This window comes from Pseudomonas sp. B21-041 (assembly GCF_024748675.1).
Taxonomy (GTDB): Bacteria; Pseudomonadota; Gammaproteobacteria; order Pseudomonadales; family Pseudomonadaceae; genus Aquipseudomonas; species Aquipseudomonas neuropathica.
The window spans coordinates 312,358-329,205 of sequence record NZ_CP087175.1; the positions used below are offsets into that span (position 1 = coordinate 312,358).

Sequence of the window (16,848 nt, forward strand, 5' to 3'; positions counted from 1 at the left end):
AGGCTCAGGCGAAGACGTCAGCGTCCTTGAGCAGCACTGCGGCTTGATCCTTGGCGGACAGCTTCGGCGCTTCGTCCAGCTGCCAGTCGATGCCCAGCGCGGGGTCATCCCAGCGAATGCTGCGCTCGGACGCTGGGTCGTAGTAGTCAGTGGTCTTGTAGAGGAATTCAGCGAACTCGCTCAGTACCACGAAACCATGGGCGAAACCTTCCGGCACCCACAGTTGACGATGGTTTTCGGCCGACAAGCGCACAGCCACCGATTTTCCGAAGTGCGGCGAGCTGCGGCGAATGTCCACGGCGACATCCAGTACTTCACCGACAGTTACCCGGACCAGTTTGCCCTGAGTGTTTTGCAGCTGGTAATGCAGGCCACGCAGTACGCCTTTTTGCGAGCGCGAGTGGTTGTCCTGAACGAATTGCGTGTCCAGACCGGTAGCGTCCTGGAACGCCTTGGCATTGAAACTCTCGTAGAAAAAGCCGCGCTCGTCACCGAACACCTTCGGTTCGATGATCAGGACACCGGGCAGGTCGGTGGTGATTACATTCATGGGGAGTTCCATAGGCAGGTGTGAATGGCGAACATTCTTGCGCGAAGTGCCGGAGGGTGCGAGTGCTGCAAGACAAATAGCCCGTATACCTTTGCGCGGTTGGGGGTTGCGGATCCCGTCCAGCAATGGCGATATAGGCGCCTAATAACATTTAAGGGGTCGTTTCATGCCGCTCGCCACGTTGATTCATCGCGCCAGTTTGCCCAGCCCGCAGGTTTCTGCCGAGCAGGCCCGGCAATGGCTGGCGGAGCATTACGGGCTCAGCGGCACGTTGCAGGCTCTTGGCAGTCAGCAGGATCTCAATTACCGCGTCGACAGCCCGCGTGGGCGGTTCGTGCTGAAAATCTGCCGTGGCGATTACGCTCTGGTGGAGCTGCAAGCCCAGCATGCCGGGCTCAAGTATCTGGCCGAGCACTCGGCGGTGACGGTGCCGCGGGTGATCGCGGCTAATAACGGCGAGGATCTGCTGTCACTCGAGGTCGGCGGCGAGGCCGTCCATGTGCGGCTGCTGGATTACATCGAGGGCCAGCCGCTCACGCATCTCGAACACTTGGGGCGCGACGTGGTGGCGGGGTTTGGCCGGCTCTGCGGTGAGATGGATCTGGCGCTGGCCGGGTTCGATCACCCGGGCCTTGAGCGCACGTTGCAGTGGGATGCCCGTCACGCCAGTGCCCTGATCAGCCATCTGCTGCCGGTGATCAAGGATGAGCAGCAACGCTCAGTGATTGCCGATGCGGCCGAACAGGCCGAGCGCCGTTTGCAGCCGTTGCAGGCCAAGCTGCCGGTGCAGGCGATCCACATGGACATCACCGACGACAACGCCGTCTGGGCGCGCGATGCCCTGCGTCACTGGCAGTTGCAGGGCGTGATCGACTTTGGCGATCTGGTGCGCACCTGGCGCATCACCGATCTGTCGGTGACCTGTGCGGCGTTGCTGCATCACGCCGGTGGCGATCCGTTTGTCATCTTGCCGGCCGTGCAGGCCTACCACGCGGTCAACCCGCTGCAACATGAAGAGCTGCAGGCGCTGTGGCCATTGATCGTCGCGCGCGCGGCGGTGTTGGTACTCAGTGGCGAGCAACAGGTCAGCATCGACCCCGCGAATACCTACAGCCGTGACAACCTAAGCCATGAGTGGGAAATCTTCCGCGTAGCGACATCGGTGCCACAGGCACTGATGGAAGCGGCGATCCTCACCGCCGTCGGTCACGCATTGCCGGTGATCGATAGCGAAGGTTTTGCGCCCTTGCTGCCCGGTCTGGTCGGACGTGAATTTGCGCTGATCGATCTCGGTGTACTGAGTCCGCATTTCGAGGCCGGCAACTGGGAGCAGGCCGGCATCGATCAGCACCTGTTGAACGAAGCGGCGACGGCGCATGGTTTGGCGGCGAGCCGTTATGGTCAGTACCGTTTGTCGCGCACCCGTCCCGACAGCGCCGTTGAACCGGATACCTTCCCGCTGCACGTGGAATTGCGCGTGCCCGATGGTACCGCCGTGGAAGCGCCGTTCGCTGGCGTCGTGCATCAGCCAGCAGACAGTGTGCTGCAACTGGATGGCCCGCAACTCAGCGTGCGCCTGTGGGGCGTGACACCTTCGCTGCACAGCGGCGCGGCGCTGGTCAAAGGCCAGGTGCTGGGCGCGGTCAGCGGCCCGTTGCGGGTGCAGTTGTGCCGGGGCGCGCAGATTGATGCGCCGTTGTTTTGCACCCCGGCGCATGCAGCGGCGTGGCAGGCGCTGTGTCCTTCGCCGGCCGCATTATTGGGTCTGGCCTGCGATGCCGAGCCGGAGCTGGACGCGAAAACCCTGCTCGAACGCCGAGACGCCAGTTTCGCTCGCACGCAAAAACACTACTACGTCGACCCGCCGCGCATCGAACGCGGCTGGCGCAATCATCTGATCGACATGCAGGGTCGCTCCTATCTGGACATGCTCAACAACGTGGCGGTGCTCGGTCATGGTCACCCGCGCATGGCCGCGGTCGCCGCTCGGCAGTGGTCGCTGCTCAACACCAACTCGCGATTCAACTATGCGGCGGTGGCGGAGTTTTCCGAGCGCTTGCTGAAATTGGCGCCGGAAGGCATGGATCGAGTGTTTCTGGTCAACAGCGGCAGCGAGGCCAATGACCTGGCGATTCGTCTGGCCTGGGCCTACAGCGGCGGGCGCGACATGATCAGCGTGCTTGAGGCCTATCACGGCTGGACGGTCGGCGCCGATGCGGTATCGACGTCAATCGCCGACAACCCGAAAGCCCTGGAAAGCCGCCCGGACTGGGTGCATCCGGTGCCTGCGCCAAACACTTATCGCGGGGAGTTCCGCGGTCTCGACTCGGCGCCGGATTACGTGCGCAGCGTTGAGCATCACCTGAAAAAACTCGCCGAGCAGAAGCGCCAATTGGCCGGGTTTATCTGCGAGCCGGTGTATGGCAATGCCGGCGGTATCTCGCTGCCGCCGGGATATCTCCAGCAGGTATACGCGCTGGTGCGCGCGCAGGGCGGCGTGTGCATCGCCGACGAAGTGCAGGTCGGTTACGGGCGCATGGGCCACTTCTTCTGGGGCTTTGAAGAGCAGGGTGTGGTGCCGGATATCATCTGCATGGCCAAGGGCATGGGCAACGGTCAACCGCTGGGCGCGGTGATCACGCGACGGGAAATTGCCGAGGCGCTGGAGGCCGAGGGCTATTTCTTCTCGTCGGCGGGCGGCAGTCCGGTCAGTTGTCAGATCGGCATGGCGGTACTCGATGTCATGGCAGAAGAAAAGCTCTGGGAGAACGCGCAGGTGGTCGGTGGCCACTTCAAGGCGCGTCTGGAAGCGTTGATCGATAAACATCCATTGGTGGGCGCGGTGCACGGTTCCGGGTTCTATCTGGGACTTGAGCTGATCCGCAATCGCGAGACGCTGGAGCCGGCGACCGAGGAGACGGTGTTGCTGTGTGATCGCTTGCGTGAGTTGGGGATTTTCATGCAGCCGACCGGGGATGATCTGAACATTCTCAAGATCAAACCGCCGATGGTGACGTCGCGCCAGAGTGTGGATTTCTTTGTCGACATGCTCGACCGAGTCCTCACCGAGGGCCTATAACGCAGCTCCTACAGGAAGTGCGACAATAGTTCGATTTGTATCGGCTTTTATTGAATCTATTTAGACGAAAGGCATTTAACAAGCTTCTAAAGCCGATATTTATCGGCTATAAAGTCGCCATTGCTCCGGCATGGCGATCTCATGTCCGGCGCGCGCGTTTTTCTTTTCGGTCGAATTTTCGACCGCCAAAGCACTTGCCCGGAGATGATTCATGAGCCGTATCGTTACCGTTGCCGCCACTCAGATGGCCTGTTCCTGGGATCTGGAAGCCAACCTCGAAATCGCTGAAAGGCTGGTGCGTGAAGCCGCCGCTAAAGGCGCGCAGATCATCTTGATTCAGGAGCTGTTCGAGGCGCCGTACTTCTGCCAGAAGCCGAACCCGGACTATCTGCAACTGGCGACGACGGTGGAAGAAAACGTCGCGATCAAACATTTCCAGAAAGTCGCCAAAGAGCTGCAAGTGGTGCTGCCGATCAGCTTCTATGAGCTGGCCGGCCGCGCGCGTTTCAACAGCATCGCGATCATCGACGCCGACGGCAGCAACCTCGGGATTTATCGTAAAAGCCATATTCCTGACGGCCCGGGCTACCACGAGAAGTATTACTTCAACCCCGGCGACACCGGTTTCAAAGTGTGGAACACCCGCTACGCAAAAATCGGCGTGGGCATTTGCTGGGATCAGTGGTTCCCGGAAGCCGCACGCAGCATGGCGTTGCAAGGCGCGGAGATTCTGTTTTACCCAACCGCGATCGGCAGCGAGCCGCACGACAAGACCATTTCGTCGCGCGATCACTGGCAGCGCGTGCAACAGGGTCATGCCGGCGCCAACCTGATGCCGCTGATCGCCAGCAACCGCATCGGCAACGAAGAACAGGACGGCTACGACATCACGTTCTACGGCTCTTCGTTCATCGCCAACCAGTTCGGCGAAAAAGTGCAGGAGCTGAATAAAACCGAAGAAGGTATTCTTGTGCACACTTTTAACCTCGACGAGCTCGAACACATTCGCAGCGCGTGGGGTTCATTCCGTGACCGCCGTCCGAACCTGTACGGCGCGTTGAAAACCCTCGACGGTTCCCTGGAGTCCTGATCCCGATGACAACTTTGAAAAGTACCCCGCGCGCCGACGGCTTTCACATGCCGGCCGAGTGGGCGCCGCAAACGCAGACCTGGATGATCTGGCCCGAGCGCCCGGACAACTGGCGTCTGGGCGGCAAACCGGCGCAAGCTGCACATGCTGCGGTGGCCAAGGCCATCGCGCGTTTTGAACCGGTCACCGTGGCCGTGTCCGCTGGCCAGTATGAAAACGCCCGCGCGCGCCTCGACGTGCCGAATATCCGCGTGGTCGAGATGTCCAGCGATGACGCTTGGGTACGCGACAGCGGCCCGACTTTCGTCATCAACAATAGCGGCGAAGTGCGCGGTGTGAACTGGGACTTCAACGCTTGGGGCGGCTTCGACGGCGGCCTGTACTCGCCGTGGAATCGCGATTCGCAGGTCGGCGGCAAGATCCTCGAGATCGAGCGCAGCCCGCGTTACCGCACTGAAGGTTTCGTGCTTGAAGGCGGCTCGATTCACGTCGACGGCGAAGGCACGCTGATCACCACCGAAGAGTGCCTGCTCAACCGCAATCGCAACCCGCACCTGGGCCGCGAAGAGATTGAAGCGGTACTGAGCGCCAATCTGTCTGTGGATAAAATCATCTGGCTGCCGGACGGTCTGTTCAACGACGAAACCGACGGCCATGTGGATAACTTCTGCTGCTACGTGCGTCCGGGCGAAGTGCTGCTGGCGTGGACCGACGATCCGCAGGATCCGAACTACCCGCGCTGCCAGGCTGCGTTGAAAGTTCTGCAAAGCAGCACTGACGCCAAGGGTCGCCCGTTCACGGTGCACAAAATGCCGATTCCGGGGCCGCTTTACGCGACTGAAGAAGAGTGCGCCGGTGTCGACCCGGTGGACGGCACGCAGGAACGCAATCCGTCTGTGCGCCTGGCTGGTTCCTACGTGAACTTCCTGATCGTCAACGGCGGCATCATCGCGCCGAGCTTCGACGATCCAATGGACGCGCCGGCCAAGGAAATCCTGCAGAAGCTGTTCCCGCAGCACGAAGTGGTGATGGTGCCGGGTCGCGAACTGTTACTGGGTGGCGGCAATATCCATTGCCTTACCCAACAGCAACCCGCGCCGCACAAAGAGTGAGTTGAGTCGTAACACCTTGAGTTGATTAACAAATCAGCCGGGTAATGATTAGCTCGCTATGCATCAACTGAGGCCCGCAGCCCGACAGGACCGCGGGCTTCTTTGTATCCGCTTGTCGACAACTAAGAAACATTGGCATAGCTCTTGTATTCATCACCCGTGCACTAGGGAGGGGGGAGAACTTCAACAGTTCTGTCATAAACCTTGGATAACGTAGCCGCTCACGAACGGGGAGAGAGCGCTGAAATGAACGCCGAAGTGAACGTAGTCAGCGAGCGGACGTTGCATCCCGTGGCCGTTAACGGCGAATCGCTCCAGATTGTCGCGCACTGGTTGAAGTCCAATGGAACGCGTCAGATCAGGGAACCTGATCCGCGCCGGATGATGATCGAGCGTTACCCCGCTGGCCTGTTCAGCGAGGCCGAACTGGAAGCATTGTGGGCTGTGATGGAAGGATAAGAAGCACAACAGGGATTGGTAAAAGCGCTGCCGGGATGGCGGCGCTTTTTTATGCACGGCTATTTTGTACACACCCAATCAATGTGGGAGCGAGCCTGCTCGCGAAAGCGGTGGATCAGTTAACGAAGATGCCGACTGATCCGACGCTTTCGCGAGCAGGCTCGCTTCCACAGGATTGGTGTGAAATCAGAAGCTGTAGGTGCCGGTCATTACGACGCTACGTGGCGCACCCGGTTGAATCTGATACTGGCTGGTCGCCGACGCGTAGTACTCACGATCGGTGATGTTGTTCAGCGCCGCGCGTAAATCCCAATCCTTGAAGCGGTAACCGACCAGGGCATCCCAGCGGCCGTAACCCGGCAACACGGTGGTGTTGGCGTTATCGGCATAGCGTTGGCCAACCAGGGTCAGGCCGGTTTCGCCGTACCAGCCCATTTCCGGTTTCCAGGTCAGGAACAGGCTGCCGTTATGCTTGGCAACGTTGTTGATGCGTTTGCCTTCCAGGCCGTTGTTGTCCTTCTCGATCTTCGCATCCTGCAGACCGACGCCACCGCGCATGTACCAATTGCCGACGAGATTGCCGGTGGCCGTCAATTCGATCCCGCGCGAGCGCTGCAGACCGGACATCACCGTCAGGGTCGGATCGTTTGGATCAGTGGTGCGGCGGTTGTAGAGTTCCAGATCGTAGATCGCCAGCGTGGTGCTCAAGCGGTCATCGAACCAGTCGCTTTTCACGCCGATTTCTTTCTGCTTGGTCAGCTCGGGACTGAGGTCGTTGGTGTTGCCGGCCGCACCCGGAGTGATGCCGATCAAGCCACCGCCCACCGGCGAAAACGTCTTCGACCACGAGGCGTAGAACGAATGGTTTTGTAGCGGCGTCCAGACCAGGCCGACGCGCGGGCTGGTGCTGTGGCTGTCGCGGTCTTCGGAGATGTTGCGCAGTTTGTTGGTCGACTCGATATCGAAAGTGTCGTAACGCAGACCGGCGAGCACTTGCCATTGATCGTTCAAGCGCAGTTGATCTTGCACATATACCGCACGGCTTTCGACTTCGGTGTGGCTGCTGCTGGAGACCTGCATGCTGCCGGTATGGCGCAGATCACGGTTCGGGTTGTACAGGTCGAGCGACGGTACGGGCTGCGCGCCCGGGGTTCTGCCAGAGGCCGCGTTGTACAGCGTCGGGTCGCGGCGCTGGCTGCCGATCTCGATGCCAGTGAGCAGGCGATGCTCAAGGCCCAAGGTATCGAATCCGCCCTCAAGTTCAACGTTGTTATAGACGTTGCGAGTGGTCAGATCCTGCTGCCAGTGCTGGCGCGTGACCTTGTTGGTCGCCGGCGTGTAACCGGTGAGGTAGGTGTTGTCGAAATCACTGTCGAGCTTGAACACGCCGAGGGTCTGGCGCAGTTGCCAGTTGTCATTGATTTCATAAGTGAGTTTCGAACGCAGCGATTGCGACTTGTCGTCGATGAAATCGTGATCGTTGCCGTAGGTCGTATCGCGCCCGACATCGGCCGGGCGCCCGTTGATGCCGGGGATGCCGCGATCCGGGGTGCGGTTGTAGCGGCTGTATTCGTACTGCACCAGCCAGTTCAGGTCCGGCGTCAGTTGCCAGCTCATCGACGGCGCGAACAACTGGCGATTGCCACTGACACCGTCGCGGAAGCTGTTTTCATCCATGTTGCCCATGTTCAGGCGCAGGCTAATGTTTTCGCTCGGGTCGCTGCTGAGGTCGGCGTAAAGACTGCGCAAATCTTCGCTGCCAGCCTGGGCTTCGATAGTCGAGCGCCGGCCGAACTCGGGCATTTTGCTCACGCGGTTGACGATCCCGCCCTGACTGCCACGGCCATACAGTACGGCGGCCGGGCCTTTGAGCACTTCGACGCGTTCAATATTGTGCAAGTCGCGCTTGTATTGGCTGTCGTCGCGGATGCCATCCAGATAGAAATCGTTGCTCGCGTCGAAGCCGCGGATGCGCAGGCTGTCGAAACGGGTGTCGGCGCTGCTGCTGACGTTAGGCATGCCGCTCAACGCGTCGCCGATGTCATTGGTGCCGTAGCTGGCGACGTTCGAGGTCTTGATCGAATCGATCGCCTGCGGCACATAACGTACGGGCGTCGAGGTCCGAGTCGCGGTGCTGCTGAGCTTCACCCGAGGGTCATCGGCTTGCGCTTCGGCGCTGATTGCGGTGGCGGGTAACTCGGTCGCGGAGTAGGCAAAACCGCTGGACAGAAAAGCAGAAAGCCCAAGGGTGGCGGGCGTAAGACGGGACGGGGCAGGCATTGAACAGCGCATCCGAAAGGGTGGAAGAATTCGATCGCGCGAATGGTAATGCTTTGCATTTACTTCCGTTAACTATTCCTTATAAGTTCCCTTGGCTGATTGTTTCAATTTGTGTCCTGATCGGCACAATCTGGCTGAACGAATCATTCGACCGATTCATGAAACAGACTGAAAGCCATTCCGGCGTTTTTCCGCAAGAGTGCGAGGACTAATCTGCCGCCATCGATTTTCCTGACTTTCTCCCGGAGTTTTTCCATGATTCTTCACTACATCTACGATCCGCTGTGTGGCTGGTGTTACGGCGCCAAGCCGCTGGTGGAAGCGGCACAGTCAGTGTTGCCGGTGAATGCCCATGCCGGCGGAATGATGAGTGGTGCCAATCGCCAGCGTGTTTCCCCGCAATTGCGCAATTACGTCATGCCCCATGACCGACGCATTGCCGAGTACACCGGCCAGCCTTTTGGTGAGGCCTATTTCGAAGGTTTGCTGCGTGATCACTCAGCGGTGTTCGATTCGACGCCAGCGATTGCTGCGGTCATGGCGGCTGAAGCCATCGACGGCGGCGGTTTGCGCCTGCTGGGGCGGTTGCAGACGGCGCACTATGTGGAAGGGCGACGCATTGCCGATTCAGCCGTGCTGTTGGAATTGGCGATGCAGATGGGCTATGCACAGGCAGATTTCCACGTTGCGCTGGAGTCCGTTGACAGCGAGAGCCATATAAAAGCCAGTCGCCGGTTTCTGGCGCAATTGGGCGGTCAGGGTTTTCCGACCATGGCTCTGGAGCAGGACGGCACATTCCAGTTGGTCGACATCAGTCCCTGGCTGGGCAAGCCGCAGGCTTTTGCCGATTGGTTGAGACAAGCCATCGTGCTCGATGAGCCAGGTAAAGCCTCTGCGTTTTGTTCTATCGACGGCTGTGCGTGATACGCACGGGATTCACTGGTTGCGTGCATTTCCCAGCAAGGACTCAGCGCAAAATTTACGTTTCTTAGACGTTTTTCGCCTATTTAAAGACGATTCTTGAAATTGACACATTGTTCAGGGCACGGCTACGATTCGGCCCAACGCCTGTGGCCAACCGCCATGACTCAAAATAAGGAGCAGGCCCGCCATCACATTATCGTGGGCGGGCCTTTTTGTTTCGGGGTGAATAAAAGAGTGCAAAAGCGCCGTTTCCGCCGTTCGACACAGCGCGTTTCAACCCGTAATAAGGAAAACAAAATGTTGAACAAGCGAATCAGTCTGATCGCACTGGGGATGTTGAGTGCCACTCAGGCCATGGCTAACGACCAGGCCGAGTCCAAGGGGTTTGTTGAAGACAGCAGCCTCAAAGTGCTGCTGCGCAATGCCTACATCAATCGTGATTACAAAAACGGTAACGACGACAAGGCCGAATGGGGCCAAGCGGCCATCGGTACGTTCTCGTCCGGTTTCACTCAAGGCACCATCGGTGTCGGCGTCGACGCTTTCGGTCTGTACGCCCTGCGTCTGGACGGCGGCAAGGGCCGTAGCGGCGCCGGTGGTATCGACTTCTTCAAGCAAGAAAACAGCTATCAGGAAGGCCACAACGGCAGTGCGGCCAACGACCTGGCCAAGGCCGGCGCGGCGGTGAAGTTTCGCTTCTCCAACACCGTGCTGACCTACGGCGACCAGATGCCGGCCCTGCCGGTGCTGAACTACGACAACTCGCGCCTGCTGCCGGAAAGTTACACCGGTACCCTGATCACTTCCAAAGAGATCAAAGGCCTGGAACTGAACGCCGGTCGTTTCACCGCTGAATCGCGCAAAAGCGATGAAGGCCGTGACAGCGGTGGTCTGAAGTCGATCAACGTATTGGGCGGTAGCTACCAGTTCACTGAAAACTTCAAAGGCGCGCTCTACGCTTCCGACGTCGAAGACGTATTGAAGAAACAATACGTGAACGCCAACTACGTGTTGCCGTTCAACAAGGATCAGTCGCTGACCCTGGACTTCAACGGCTATCGCACCAAGCTGGACAGCTCCTACGTGCGCGAAAACACCGTGCCTGGCAAAAGCATCGTCACCGGTCAGGACAACAAGATCTGGAGCCTGGCAGCCACCTTCGCCACCGGCCCGCACTCGTTCACCGTGGCGCACCAGCGCTCCACTGGCGACAGCAACCTGGGCTACGCCTACGGCGGCTACCAGAAAGATCAGCAGCGTGTCGGCGATGGCGGCAACACCATCTACCTGGCCAACTCCTACTGGTCGGACTTCAACGCTGAAGACGAGCGCAGCTGGCAGTTGGGCTACGGCCTCGACTTCGGCGCATTCGGCGTACCGGGCCTGAGCTACAACTTCGCTTATGTGCGTGGCGACAACATCACCACGTCCACCAGCGAAGGCGGCACCGAGCGTGAGATCTTCAACCAGTTCAAATACGTAGTGCAGTCTGGCCCGGCCAAAGACCTGAGCGTGAAACTGCGCAGCTCGATCCTGCGTGTTTCGCAGAAATCCAGCGAGTACAACGTCAGCGGTAACGAACTGCGCGTTTTCGTGGATTACCCGATCAACATCTTCTGATGCCTGATCCAGTGTAAGAAACATGAGAAAAACCCCGACTGGTTCGGGGTTTTTTTTCGACGGTTATTCGATGAAAACCGGAAAAAACCCGAGTTTTTGTCATGTAAAAATTGTTTTTAAGCGCCTGCAAACGCCGTTTCAAACAGTGCTTTAAATGCCTGAAATTCTTTCTCATGGACGCAAATTCTCCACCCAATAGATTAGGCCGTTCAACGCAGCGGAGAATTTGGTAATGATCGTTTTGAACAGAGAAGTGGGCGAATCGCTACGGCGCGACAAATATGTCAACGTCCAGGGTGGTGACTTCAATCTCTACGGTCATTTTGCCGACTTCGTCAGACTGACCAAAAGTTGGGAAAACATGGAGCCTGACAGCTACTACGGTCAGGCCGAAGCCGGCATGCGTTACCGTCGTTACAGCGACTTTGAGTACAACCCGAAAACCCGCGAGCTCAAGCAACTCGAGCATCGCGCCTACGTGCAGTCGAAAGAGAACAACGCCTATGTTGGCGGCCTGGTACGACACTTTCAGGACTTCTCCGATGAAGTAATTACTTCACCGGTGATGCGCAGCCTGATCGACACCGATTTCGAAGTGTACAAAAGCGTACTGCCGGAAGAGCTGCACGATGAAATCTGGCAGTGCCAGATCCATCAGATCCGCATCGAAATCAAACCCGGCAAGCAACTGGAAATCACCCCCGAAGGCATTCACTGCGACGGCTATCCGTTCAGCGGTGTGCACTTCTGGGGCCGCAATAATGTCGAGGGCGCGGAGAGTCGTTTGTACGACATCCACGAGCATCAACTGGCGTCGACCACTTACCAGGAAATTCTCGACACCACCTACTTCCTCGATCGCGACATGCGCCACTACGTGACCCCGGCCCGCAACACGCACACCCATGCGATGGCGTACCGGCAGATTCTGGCGATCTCCTTCTCGCGGCCCGGGACCGCTTTCGACATTGTTCGCTAATCAGATCACCCCAATCGACGGCGTCGAGTGCTCGACGCCGGTGGTGCTGCGACGCGCCACGGCCAAGGATGCGCAGCGCATGGAGCGCTTCTTCCGCCAGTTCGACGAAGTGTCCTTCTGCGAGTGGCAGGACGCCAAGTGCCTGCGTGGCGTGCTGATCCAGAAAACCACCACGGCCTATCTCGCCTTTGACGTGGCGGGCGAGATCGTCGGCGCGGTACTCGGTGGCATGCTCGGCAGTCGCGGCACCATCAATCATCTGGCGGTCAGCCCGCGCTATCGCAGCCAGGGCGTGGGTCAACGACTGGTTGAAGCGGCGTCGTCCGATATGAAACGGGTCGGCGTGTTACGGATGTTTCTGTTCGTCGACGATGCTAACCTCGCGGGCAAGCGATTCTGGACTGCCCAGGGTTTTTGCGAGCCCCACGGCGAGCGGACATTTGAGAGGGATCTATGAATGAAACGTCCGGCAGTGCGCCGCTGATGGCTGCCCATCAGCCGTCGCGCACGTTTGCCGAAGCCAGCCCGGTCGTCGCTGGCTACTTCACGGTGTCATTCGTGTTCGGGCTGATGGCCGTCAACGCCGGGTTGCCGATGTGGCTGCCAGTGGCGATGTGTTTGTTCGTATATGCCGGCGCTTCGCAATTCGCCGCGCTGGCGCTGATCTCTAGCGGCGCCTCGCTGACCACCATCGTGCTGACTACGTTCCTGATCAATGCGCGGCACATGCTGATGTCGGTGTACATGGCCAAGGCCCTGCGGGCGCTGGGGCTCAGCCGCATGGAACGCTGGGCTTATGCCGGTGGCCTGACCGATGAATCCTTCGCGTTCCACAGCGTCAAACTTGGCACTGGCGCACCGGTCAACGTGCGTTATCTGATCGGCTTCAACCTGTTCTGCCACACCTCGTGGGTGCTCGGTGGTTTGCTTGGCGCGGTCTGCGCACAGTACGCGGCGCACCTGATCAAATATCAGCTCGACTACGCCCTGACGGCGATGATGCTCTACGTGCTGGTGTCGCTGTGCAACACGCGCAACAAACTCATTGCCGCTGCGGCCGCTGTGCTGTGCATGGGCGCGTTGAGTCTGGTCGGCAGTTCGCCGTTCAATGTGTTTATCGCCACGTTTGTGGGCTGCGGAGTGGGTGTATGCCTGACCAAACGTTCCTGATTCTGGTGGTTGCGCTGATGATGGCCGTGACTTTCCTGCCACGCGCGCTGCCACTGCAAGTCAACACCGAGCACTGGCCGCCGTTCGTTGCGCGGGCGCTGGAATACTTGCCGGTGGCGATCGTCGCTGCGATCAGCCTGACACCCTTGTTGATCAAGGATCAGCACATACAGCTCGATCGCCCGGAATTCTATGCCGCGATTCCGACGTTGTTATGTGCGTATTTCAGCAAAAACCTCTTTCTCAGTGTGGCGGTTGGGACGGCTGCGTACATTGCGCTCGGCTCGTTCATGTAGCGGCAAGTCGACGACATCGTTGAGTGCCTGGTTCGACAACTCCGGATTGTTCACCGCCAGACGCACTTCGAGAAAATCCTCGAACCCGGGGAAAATCGTCAGGCCGTTCTTCTGCGCAGCTTCACGCGAGACCATGCCCACCGCATCCATCTGCGTGATCAGCGACAGCGTCAACGTTTCACTGCACGAATAGACCATGCGCTGGCCGTTCTCGTGATTGCCCAGCCCAGCGTCGAGAAAACGCAAAAAGCTGTGGGAATACGGACAATCTTCTGCAGGACGTACCTGAAACTTGTTGCCCAGCAACGTCAGTGGATCGTTTTCCTGCCCGCAATGCGCGCCGACCACTTGCACCTGCACATCCGGCAGGACGATGCTCGGTAAGCCCGGTCGTTGTGGGCCGATCAGCACCGCAAGGTCGAAGTCTTCGTTCTTCAGCTTGCTGAGATTTTCCATCGACTCGGCGTAGCTGAATTCCATCTGATAATCGGGAAACACCTCGATCAGGCGCCCGATCATTCGCCGGTTGAAGTCAGCCGCCAAGGTGTTGTTCAGCGCAACCTTCAACGTACGCTGGCCCGGCACTTTCAGCGCCTCGACTTTTTCTTCCATCTGTCGCGTGGCAATTAGCACTTTGTCCATATAGGGCGTCAGCTCAGTGCCTTGCGGCGTTAGCGTCAGCCCTTTGTTGGAACGTCGAAACAAGCGGAAACCGAACTGCTCTTCGACCTTGTTCAACTGCGCGGCCAACGCCTGCACAGTCAGGCACGAATGCTCGGCTGCGGCCGACAACGAGCCGGTCTGCACGATGCGCATGAGGTTGCGTAAGGTTCTGCTATCCATGGGTAATGCCCTCTAAAGTGGGCTGGGTATTGTTGTTTACGAGACTGCCGGTCAGGCGCCATATGCTGGCTATATTCCTGTACCTGAGCATAGTTGTCGCGGGTTTAGTAGCGAATTGATGTCCTCGCCGATGGCTGGAGGCTGACACAGGATCGGGGTTTTTGGTGACGTGGGGGTGATGGGGGTCAAAAAAAGTGCGTGGTTTTGGTGCGTGGGGGTGATTTTTCACGGGGAAATGGCTGACAACGTTAGTGGTTTTGGCCTGCGAAATACGTGGATGCATCCTAGGCGAACTTGCGACCGAGCTGATAGCGGCGACTTGTTAAAGCAGATGAAGTGGCAGCGTCGAGACATCGAGTCTCTGTGGCTACAGTTCTGAGTGAGGTAAGCGAAGTGATTGCATCAAAAGAAGCGGCCGATATGGAGTGCCAAGTTGGCAACAGGCTTCATCACGTTATTGAAATTCAGGAGCAGCCGTCCATTGCACGAATTCCTACGGACAAGACTGCCCAAGCCATGTTGGAAGCACGAACTATTCGGCAGCGGTTCGATTCGGTCGACGAAATGCTCAAATCCGGTCATATCCGAATCCCAATCAATGGGGAATGTGGTAACCAGTAATACGCTTACGGAGCTTTTTTATCGATTTATTCGTATATGTACTAGTATCAAAGCAAGACAAATCTGGAGAGGCTCAATGACTACCTCATCCCCAGCCCTCACCCCACGCGAACAACTAGACGCCCCCGAAGCCGGCCGCGTCGCGCTGAAGTTCTTCTTCAACCTCATGGAGCGCTGGGGCTGCAGCGCCGAGCAGCAACGCACACTACTCGGCGGCGTTGGCAACACCACGTTCTATAAATACAAACACCTGCCGAACATACGTCTGCCTAACGACACCCTTGAGCGCATCTCCTACCTGATGGGCATTCACAAGGCTTTGAGCATCATCTTCAGCAACAGCCGTGAGCGTGCCTACACGTGGGTCAGTAGTCCGAACACGGCGGCGCCGTTCAATGGGCAAACGGCGCTGGATTACATGCTCGCCGGACGCGTGGTCGATATCGCCGATGTGCGTCGTTACCTCGATGGGGTGCGCGGTTGAAGGCGCCAGAGATGGCTGATGTGGCTTGGCCGAGAGCCTATCGGATCGTCAACAGCAGCTTCCCGCCGATTGCGCTGTTCGAAGACGTGCTCGATCCCGAAGACCTGGAAGTTGCCTACGCAATTGAAGCGCTGACCAATGATCGTCTGATCGAGCAGGCCGGGGTTCTCGCCCGCGTGAGACCCGAAGATCGACTCTCTGGCCCCGGTTCGACTCCGGTGATGGCTGCGTTCACCCACATCGGCAAACGCAGTCGTTTCTGCGATGGCACCTTCGGCGTTTACTACGCCGCGAGCAGTCAGGCTGCTGCCATCGCCGAGACCTGTTATCACCAGGAACGATTTCTTGCGGCGACTCAGGAAGCAGATCTTGAGTTGACCATGCGCACTTACGTCAATCGGGTGGTTAAACCGCTGCACGATATCCGCCACGATCACCCCGAGCTGCACAATCCGGATCCGGAGGCTTACGGGCCGTCTCAGCTATTCGCCCGTCAACTGCGCGAAACCGAGTCGTGGGGACTGCTTTACAACAGCGTTCGCCTGCCGGGCCATGAATGTGTCGCCGCGTTTCGACCTCCAGCGGTATCGATTCCGAAGCAGGGCAAGCATTTGCGGTATGTGTGGAGTGCGAGTCAGCAGAAGATTTCGTTTGTGCTTGAGATCAGTCAGGTCTGAAACGCAAAAGCCCTCGTATCAGCGAGGGCCTTAAAGCGTTGTTTACAGCAACGGCTTGTCCGACGGCGCATCCATCACTTTCACGACATCATCGATCAAGGTCGTTCCTCAGAAACGTCGTTTTGCCTGTGCGGCGCAGGCCAAACAGAAAGACCCCTGAACGCAGACTTTCATCGAGTACATCTGGATTGAGAAGCTGGCGTGCCATTGATTCAGCCAATACAGGGCGCTGTAAAATGCGGCTCATACGATTACACCTCTTTATGCCCACACAATAATTATCGCCAGCTCATAATTTGGCATAAAGACTGAAGTGTGAACTTATGAGGCAAAGCGATGCTTTCGGGGTTTGTAAGCGGAAGTGTGGCGAGTACGGGGAAGAAGGGAGCAATTTCTACTGAAGCAGAAACACTGCCAAAAATATGACCACCCCAGAAACAACAAAGCCCCTGCATTTCTGCAGGGGCTTCGTTTTGTATGGTGCGGCACCAGGAGTCGAAAATTTCCATAACATTTTGTAAGTAAAAAACTTTTATCCAGTTGTTTTAGCTTTCTATCCCTAAACCTATCCTTATCGTTAGGCCGCGCTTCTGTGCCGATCGTCGGAGAGGAGTTCTCGCTCGGAATGTAGTCATAGACGATTTTTGCGGATTGATCTGGTTCA

16 protein-coding genes and 1 pseudogene are annotated in these 16,848 nt (G+C 58.1%); 13 read left to right on the top strand and 4 right to left on the bottom strand.

Annotated elements, in window-relative coordinates:
• Positions 1 to 4: 4 nt before the first annotated feature.
• A complete protein-coding gene (rfbC, locus tag LOY43_RS01370) occupies positions 5 to 550 on the bottom strand; it encodes a dTDP-4-dehydrorhamnose 3,5-epimerase (RefSeq protein WP_095047128.1) in 546 nt (181 codons plus the stop codon).
• A gap of 166 nt (positions 551 to 716) precedes the next feature.
• Here rfbC and LOY43_RS01375 point away from each other — a divergent pair, with 166 nt between their 5' ends.
• The 4 genes from LOY43_RS01375 (at position 717) to LOY43_RS01390 (ending at position 6,290) form a co-directional block, all read left to right on the top strand.
• Complete coding sequence (locus tag LOY43_RS01375) at positions 717 to 3,629, top strand: aminotransferase (protein WP_258709093.1); 2,913 nt, start codon at positions 717 to 719, stop codon at positions 3,627 to 3,629.
• A 211-nt stretch (positions 3,630 to 3,840) separates the two neighbouring features.
• The gene (gene aguB, locus LOY43_RS01380) at positions 3,841 to 4,719 is read left to right on the top strand and encodes an N-carbamoylputrescine amidase (protein WP_095125287.1); all 879 of its coding nucleotides are present in this window, start codon (positions 3,841 to 3,843) and stop codon (positions 4,717 to 4,719) included.
• Between the two features lie 5 nt (positions 4,720 to 4,724).
• The gene (gene aguA, locus LOY43_RS01385; RefSeq protein WP_095047130.1) at positions 4,725 to 5,831 is read left to right on the top strand and encodes an agmatine deiminase; all 1,107 of its coding nucleotides are present in this window, start codon (positions 4,725 to 4,727) and stop codon (positions 5,829 to 5,831) included.
• Between the two features lie 246 nt (positions 5,832 to 6,077).
• Positions 6,078 to 6,290: a hypothetical protein gene (locus LOY43_RS01390; RefSeq protein WP_095047131.1), complete on the top strand. Its 213-nt coding sequence runs from the start codon at positions 6,078 to 6,080 to the stop codon at positions 6,288 to 6,290.
• Positions 6,291 to 6,476: 186 nt separating this feature from the next.
• On the opposite strand, the gene LOY43_RS01395 is transcribed toward LOY43_RS01390, so the two are convergent.
• Positions 6,477 to 8,570 (bottom strand): TonB-dependent siderophore receptor, encoded by a 2,094-nt coding sequence (locus LOY43_RS01395; RefSeq protein ID WP_258709094.1) that lies wholly within the window; start codon positions 8,568 to 8,570, stop codon positions 6,477 to 6,479.
• 255 nt (positions 8,571 to 8,825) lie between these two features.
• Here LOY43_RS01395 and LOY43_RS01400 point away from each other — a divergent pair, with 255 nt between their 5' ends.
• The 6 genes from LOY43_RS01400 to LOY43_RS01425 all read left to right on the top strand — a co-directional run bounded on the left by LOY43_RS01400 (position 8,826) and on the right by LOY43_RS01425 (position 13,559).
• Positions 8,826 to 9,494, top strand: a complete 669-nt coding sequence (locus LOY43_RS01400; RefSeq protein WP_258709095.1) for a DsbA family protein — start codon at positions 8,826 to 8,828, stop codon at positions 9,492 to 9,494.
• Positions 9,495 to 9,791: 297 nt separating this feature from the next.
• Entirely contained in the window at positions 9,792 to 11,114 is a 1,323-nt protein-coding gene (locus tag LOY43_RS01405) for an OprD family porin (protein WP_220557336.1), read from the top strand.
• 232 nt (positions 11,115 to 11,346) lie between these two features.
• Positions 11,347 to 12,093 carry a 2OG-Fe dioxygenase family protein gene (locus tag LOY43_RS01410; protein WP_034151909.1) on the top strand — a complete coding sequence of 249 codons (747 nt, stop codon included), beginning with the start codon at positions 11,347 to 11,349 and terminating at the stop codon, positions 12,091 to 12,093.
• A 79-nt stretch (positions 12,094 to 12,172) separates the two neighbouring features.
• Positions 12,173 to 12,550, top strand: a complete 378-nt coding sequence (locus tag LOY43_RS01415) for a GNAT family N-acetyltransferase (protein WP_008080517.1) — start codon at positions 12,173 to 12,175, stop codon at positions 12,548 to 12,550.
• Positions 12,547 to 13,263: an AzlC family ABC transporter permease gene (locus LOY43_RS01420; RefSeq protein WP_007909125.1), complete on the top strand. Its 717-nt coding sequence runs from the start codon at positions 12,547 to 12,549 to the stop codon at positions 13,261 to 13,263. The genes LOY43_RS01415 and LOY43_RS01420 overlap by 4 nt, the downstream gene beginning before the upstream one ends.
• A complete protein-coding gene (locus tag LOY43_RS01425) occupies positions 13,242 to 13,559 on the top strand; it encodes an AzlD domain-containing protein (protein ID WP_007952614.1) in 318 nt (105 codons plus the stop codon). Before LOY43_RS01420 ends, LOY43_RS01425 begins: the two co-directional genes overlap by 22 nt.
• On the opposite strand, the gene LOY43_RS01430 is transcribed toward LOY43_RS01425, so the two are convergent.
• Positions 13,476 to 14,402 (bottom strand): LysR family transcriptional regulator, encoded by a 927-nt coding sequence (locus LOY43_RS01430; RefSeq protein WP_093430009.1) that lies wholly within the window; start codon positions 14,400 to 14,402, stop codon positions 13,476 to 13,478. The two genes, LOY43_RS01425 and LOY43_RS01430, sit on opposite strands and share 84 nt — an antisense overlap.
• Before the next feature lie 363 nt (positions 14,403 to 14,765).
• On the opposite strand from LOY43_RS01430, the gene LOY43_RS01435 reads away from it, so the two are divergent.
• From LOY43_RS01435 to LOY43_RS01445, 3 genes are all read left to right on the top strand, one after another.
• Positions 14,766 to 15,023 carry a hypothetical protein gene (locus LOY43_RS01435; RefSeq protein WP_258709096.1) on the top strand — a complete coding sequence of 86 codons (258 nt, stop codon included), beginning with the start codon at positions 14,766 to 14,768 and terminating at the stop codon, positions 15,021 to 15,023.
• 76 nt (positions 15,024 to 15,099) lie between these two features.
• Positions 15,100 to 15,507 carry an MbcA/ParS/Xre antitoxin family protein gene (locus tag LOY43_RS01440; protein WP_016986313.1) on the top strand — a complete coding sequence of 136 codons (408 nt, stop codon included), beginning with the start codon at positions 15,100 to 15,102 and terminating at the stop codon, positions 15,505 to 15,507.
• An 11-nt stretch (positions 15,508 to 15,518) separates the two neighbouring features.
• Positions 15,519 to 16,184, top strand: coding sequence for an RES family NAD+ phosphorylase (locus tag LOY43_RS01445; protein ID WP_258709097.1), 666 nt, complete (start codon positions 15,519 to 15,521; stop codon positions 16,182 to 16,184).
• A 97-nt stretch (positions 16,185 to 16,281) separates the two neighbouring features.
• On the opposite strand, the pseudogene LOY43_RS01450 reads toward LOY43_RS01445, so the two are convergent.
• A pseudogene (locus LOY43_RS01450) lies at positions 16,282 to 16,431 on the bottom strand (ATP-binding protein); the annotation flags it as partial.
• Between the last annotated feature and the right edge of the window lie 417 nt (positions 16,432 to 16,848).

What these genes read in the sequence shown, in the direction of transcription:
- rfbC (WP_095047128.1), bottom strand. Translation starts at nt 550, where the DNA reads ATGAATGTAATCACCACCGACCTGCCCGGTGTCCTGATCATCGAACCG.
- LOY43_RS01375 (WP_258709093.1), top strand. Translation starts at nt 717, where the DNA reads ATGCCGCTCGCCACGTTGATTCATCGCGCCAGTTTGCCCAGCCCGCAG.
- aguB (WP_095125287.1), top strand. Translation starts at nt 3,841, where the DNA reads ATGAGCCGTATCGTTACCGTTGCCGCCACTCAGATGGCCTGTTCCTGG.
- aguA (WP_095047130.1), top strand. Translation starts at nt 4,725, where the DNA reads ATGACAACTTTGAAAAGTACCCCGCGCGCCGACGGCTTTCACATGCCG.
- LOY43_RS01390 (WP_095047131.1), top strand. Translation starts at nt 6,078, where the DNA reads ATGAACGCCGAAGTGAACGTAGTCAGCGAGCGGACGTTGCATCCCGTG.
- LOY43_RS01395 (WP_258709094.1), bottom strand. Translation starts at nt 8,570, where the DNA reads ATGCCTGCCCCGTCCCGTCTTACGCCCGCCACCCTTGGGCTTTCTGCT.
- LOY43_RS01400 (WP_258709095.1), top strand. Translation starts at nt 8,826, where the DNA reads ATGATTCTTCACTACATCTACGATCCGCTGTGTGGCTGGTGTTACGGC.
- LOY43_RS01405 (WP_220557336.1), top strand. Translation starts at nt 9,792, where the DNA reads ATGTTGAACAAGCGAATCAGTCTGATCGCACTGGGGATGTTGAGTGCC.
- LOY43_RS01410 (WP_034151909.1), top strand. Translation starts at nt 11,347, where the DNA reads ATGATCGTTTTGAACAGAGAAGTGGGCGAATCGCTACGGCGCGACAAA.
- LOY43_RS01415 (WP_008080517.1), top strand. Translation starts at nt 12,173, where the DNA reads ATGGAGCGCTTCTTCCGCCAGTTCGACGAAGTGTCCTTCTGCGAGTGG.
- LOY43_RS01420 (WP_007909125.1), top strand. Translation starts at nt 12,547, where the DNA reads ATGAATGAAACGTCCGGCAGTGCGCCGCTGATGGCTGCCCATCAGCCG.
- LOY43_RS01425 (WP_007952614.1), top strand. Translation starts at nt 13,242, where the DNA reads ATGCCTGACCAAACGTTCCTGATTCTGGTGGTTGCGCTGATGATGGCC.
- LOY43_RS01430 (WP_093430009.1), bottom strand. Translation starts at nt 14,402, where the DNA reads ATGGATAGCAGAACCTTACGCAACCTCATGCGCATCGTGCAGACCGGC.
- LOY43_RS01440 (WP_016986313.1), top strand. Translation starts at nt 15,100, where the DNA reads ATGACTACCTCATCCCCAGCCCTCACCCCACGCGAACAACTAGACGCC.
- LOY43_RS01445 (WP_258709097.1), top strand. Translation starts at nt 15,519, where the DNA reads ATGGCTGATGTGGCTTGGCCGAGAGCCTATCGGATCGTCAACAGCAGC.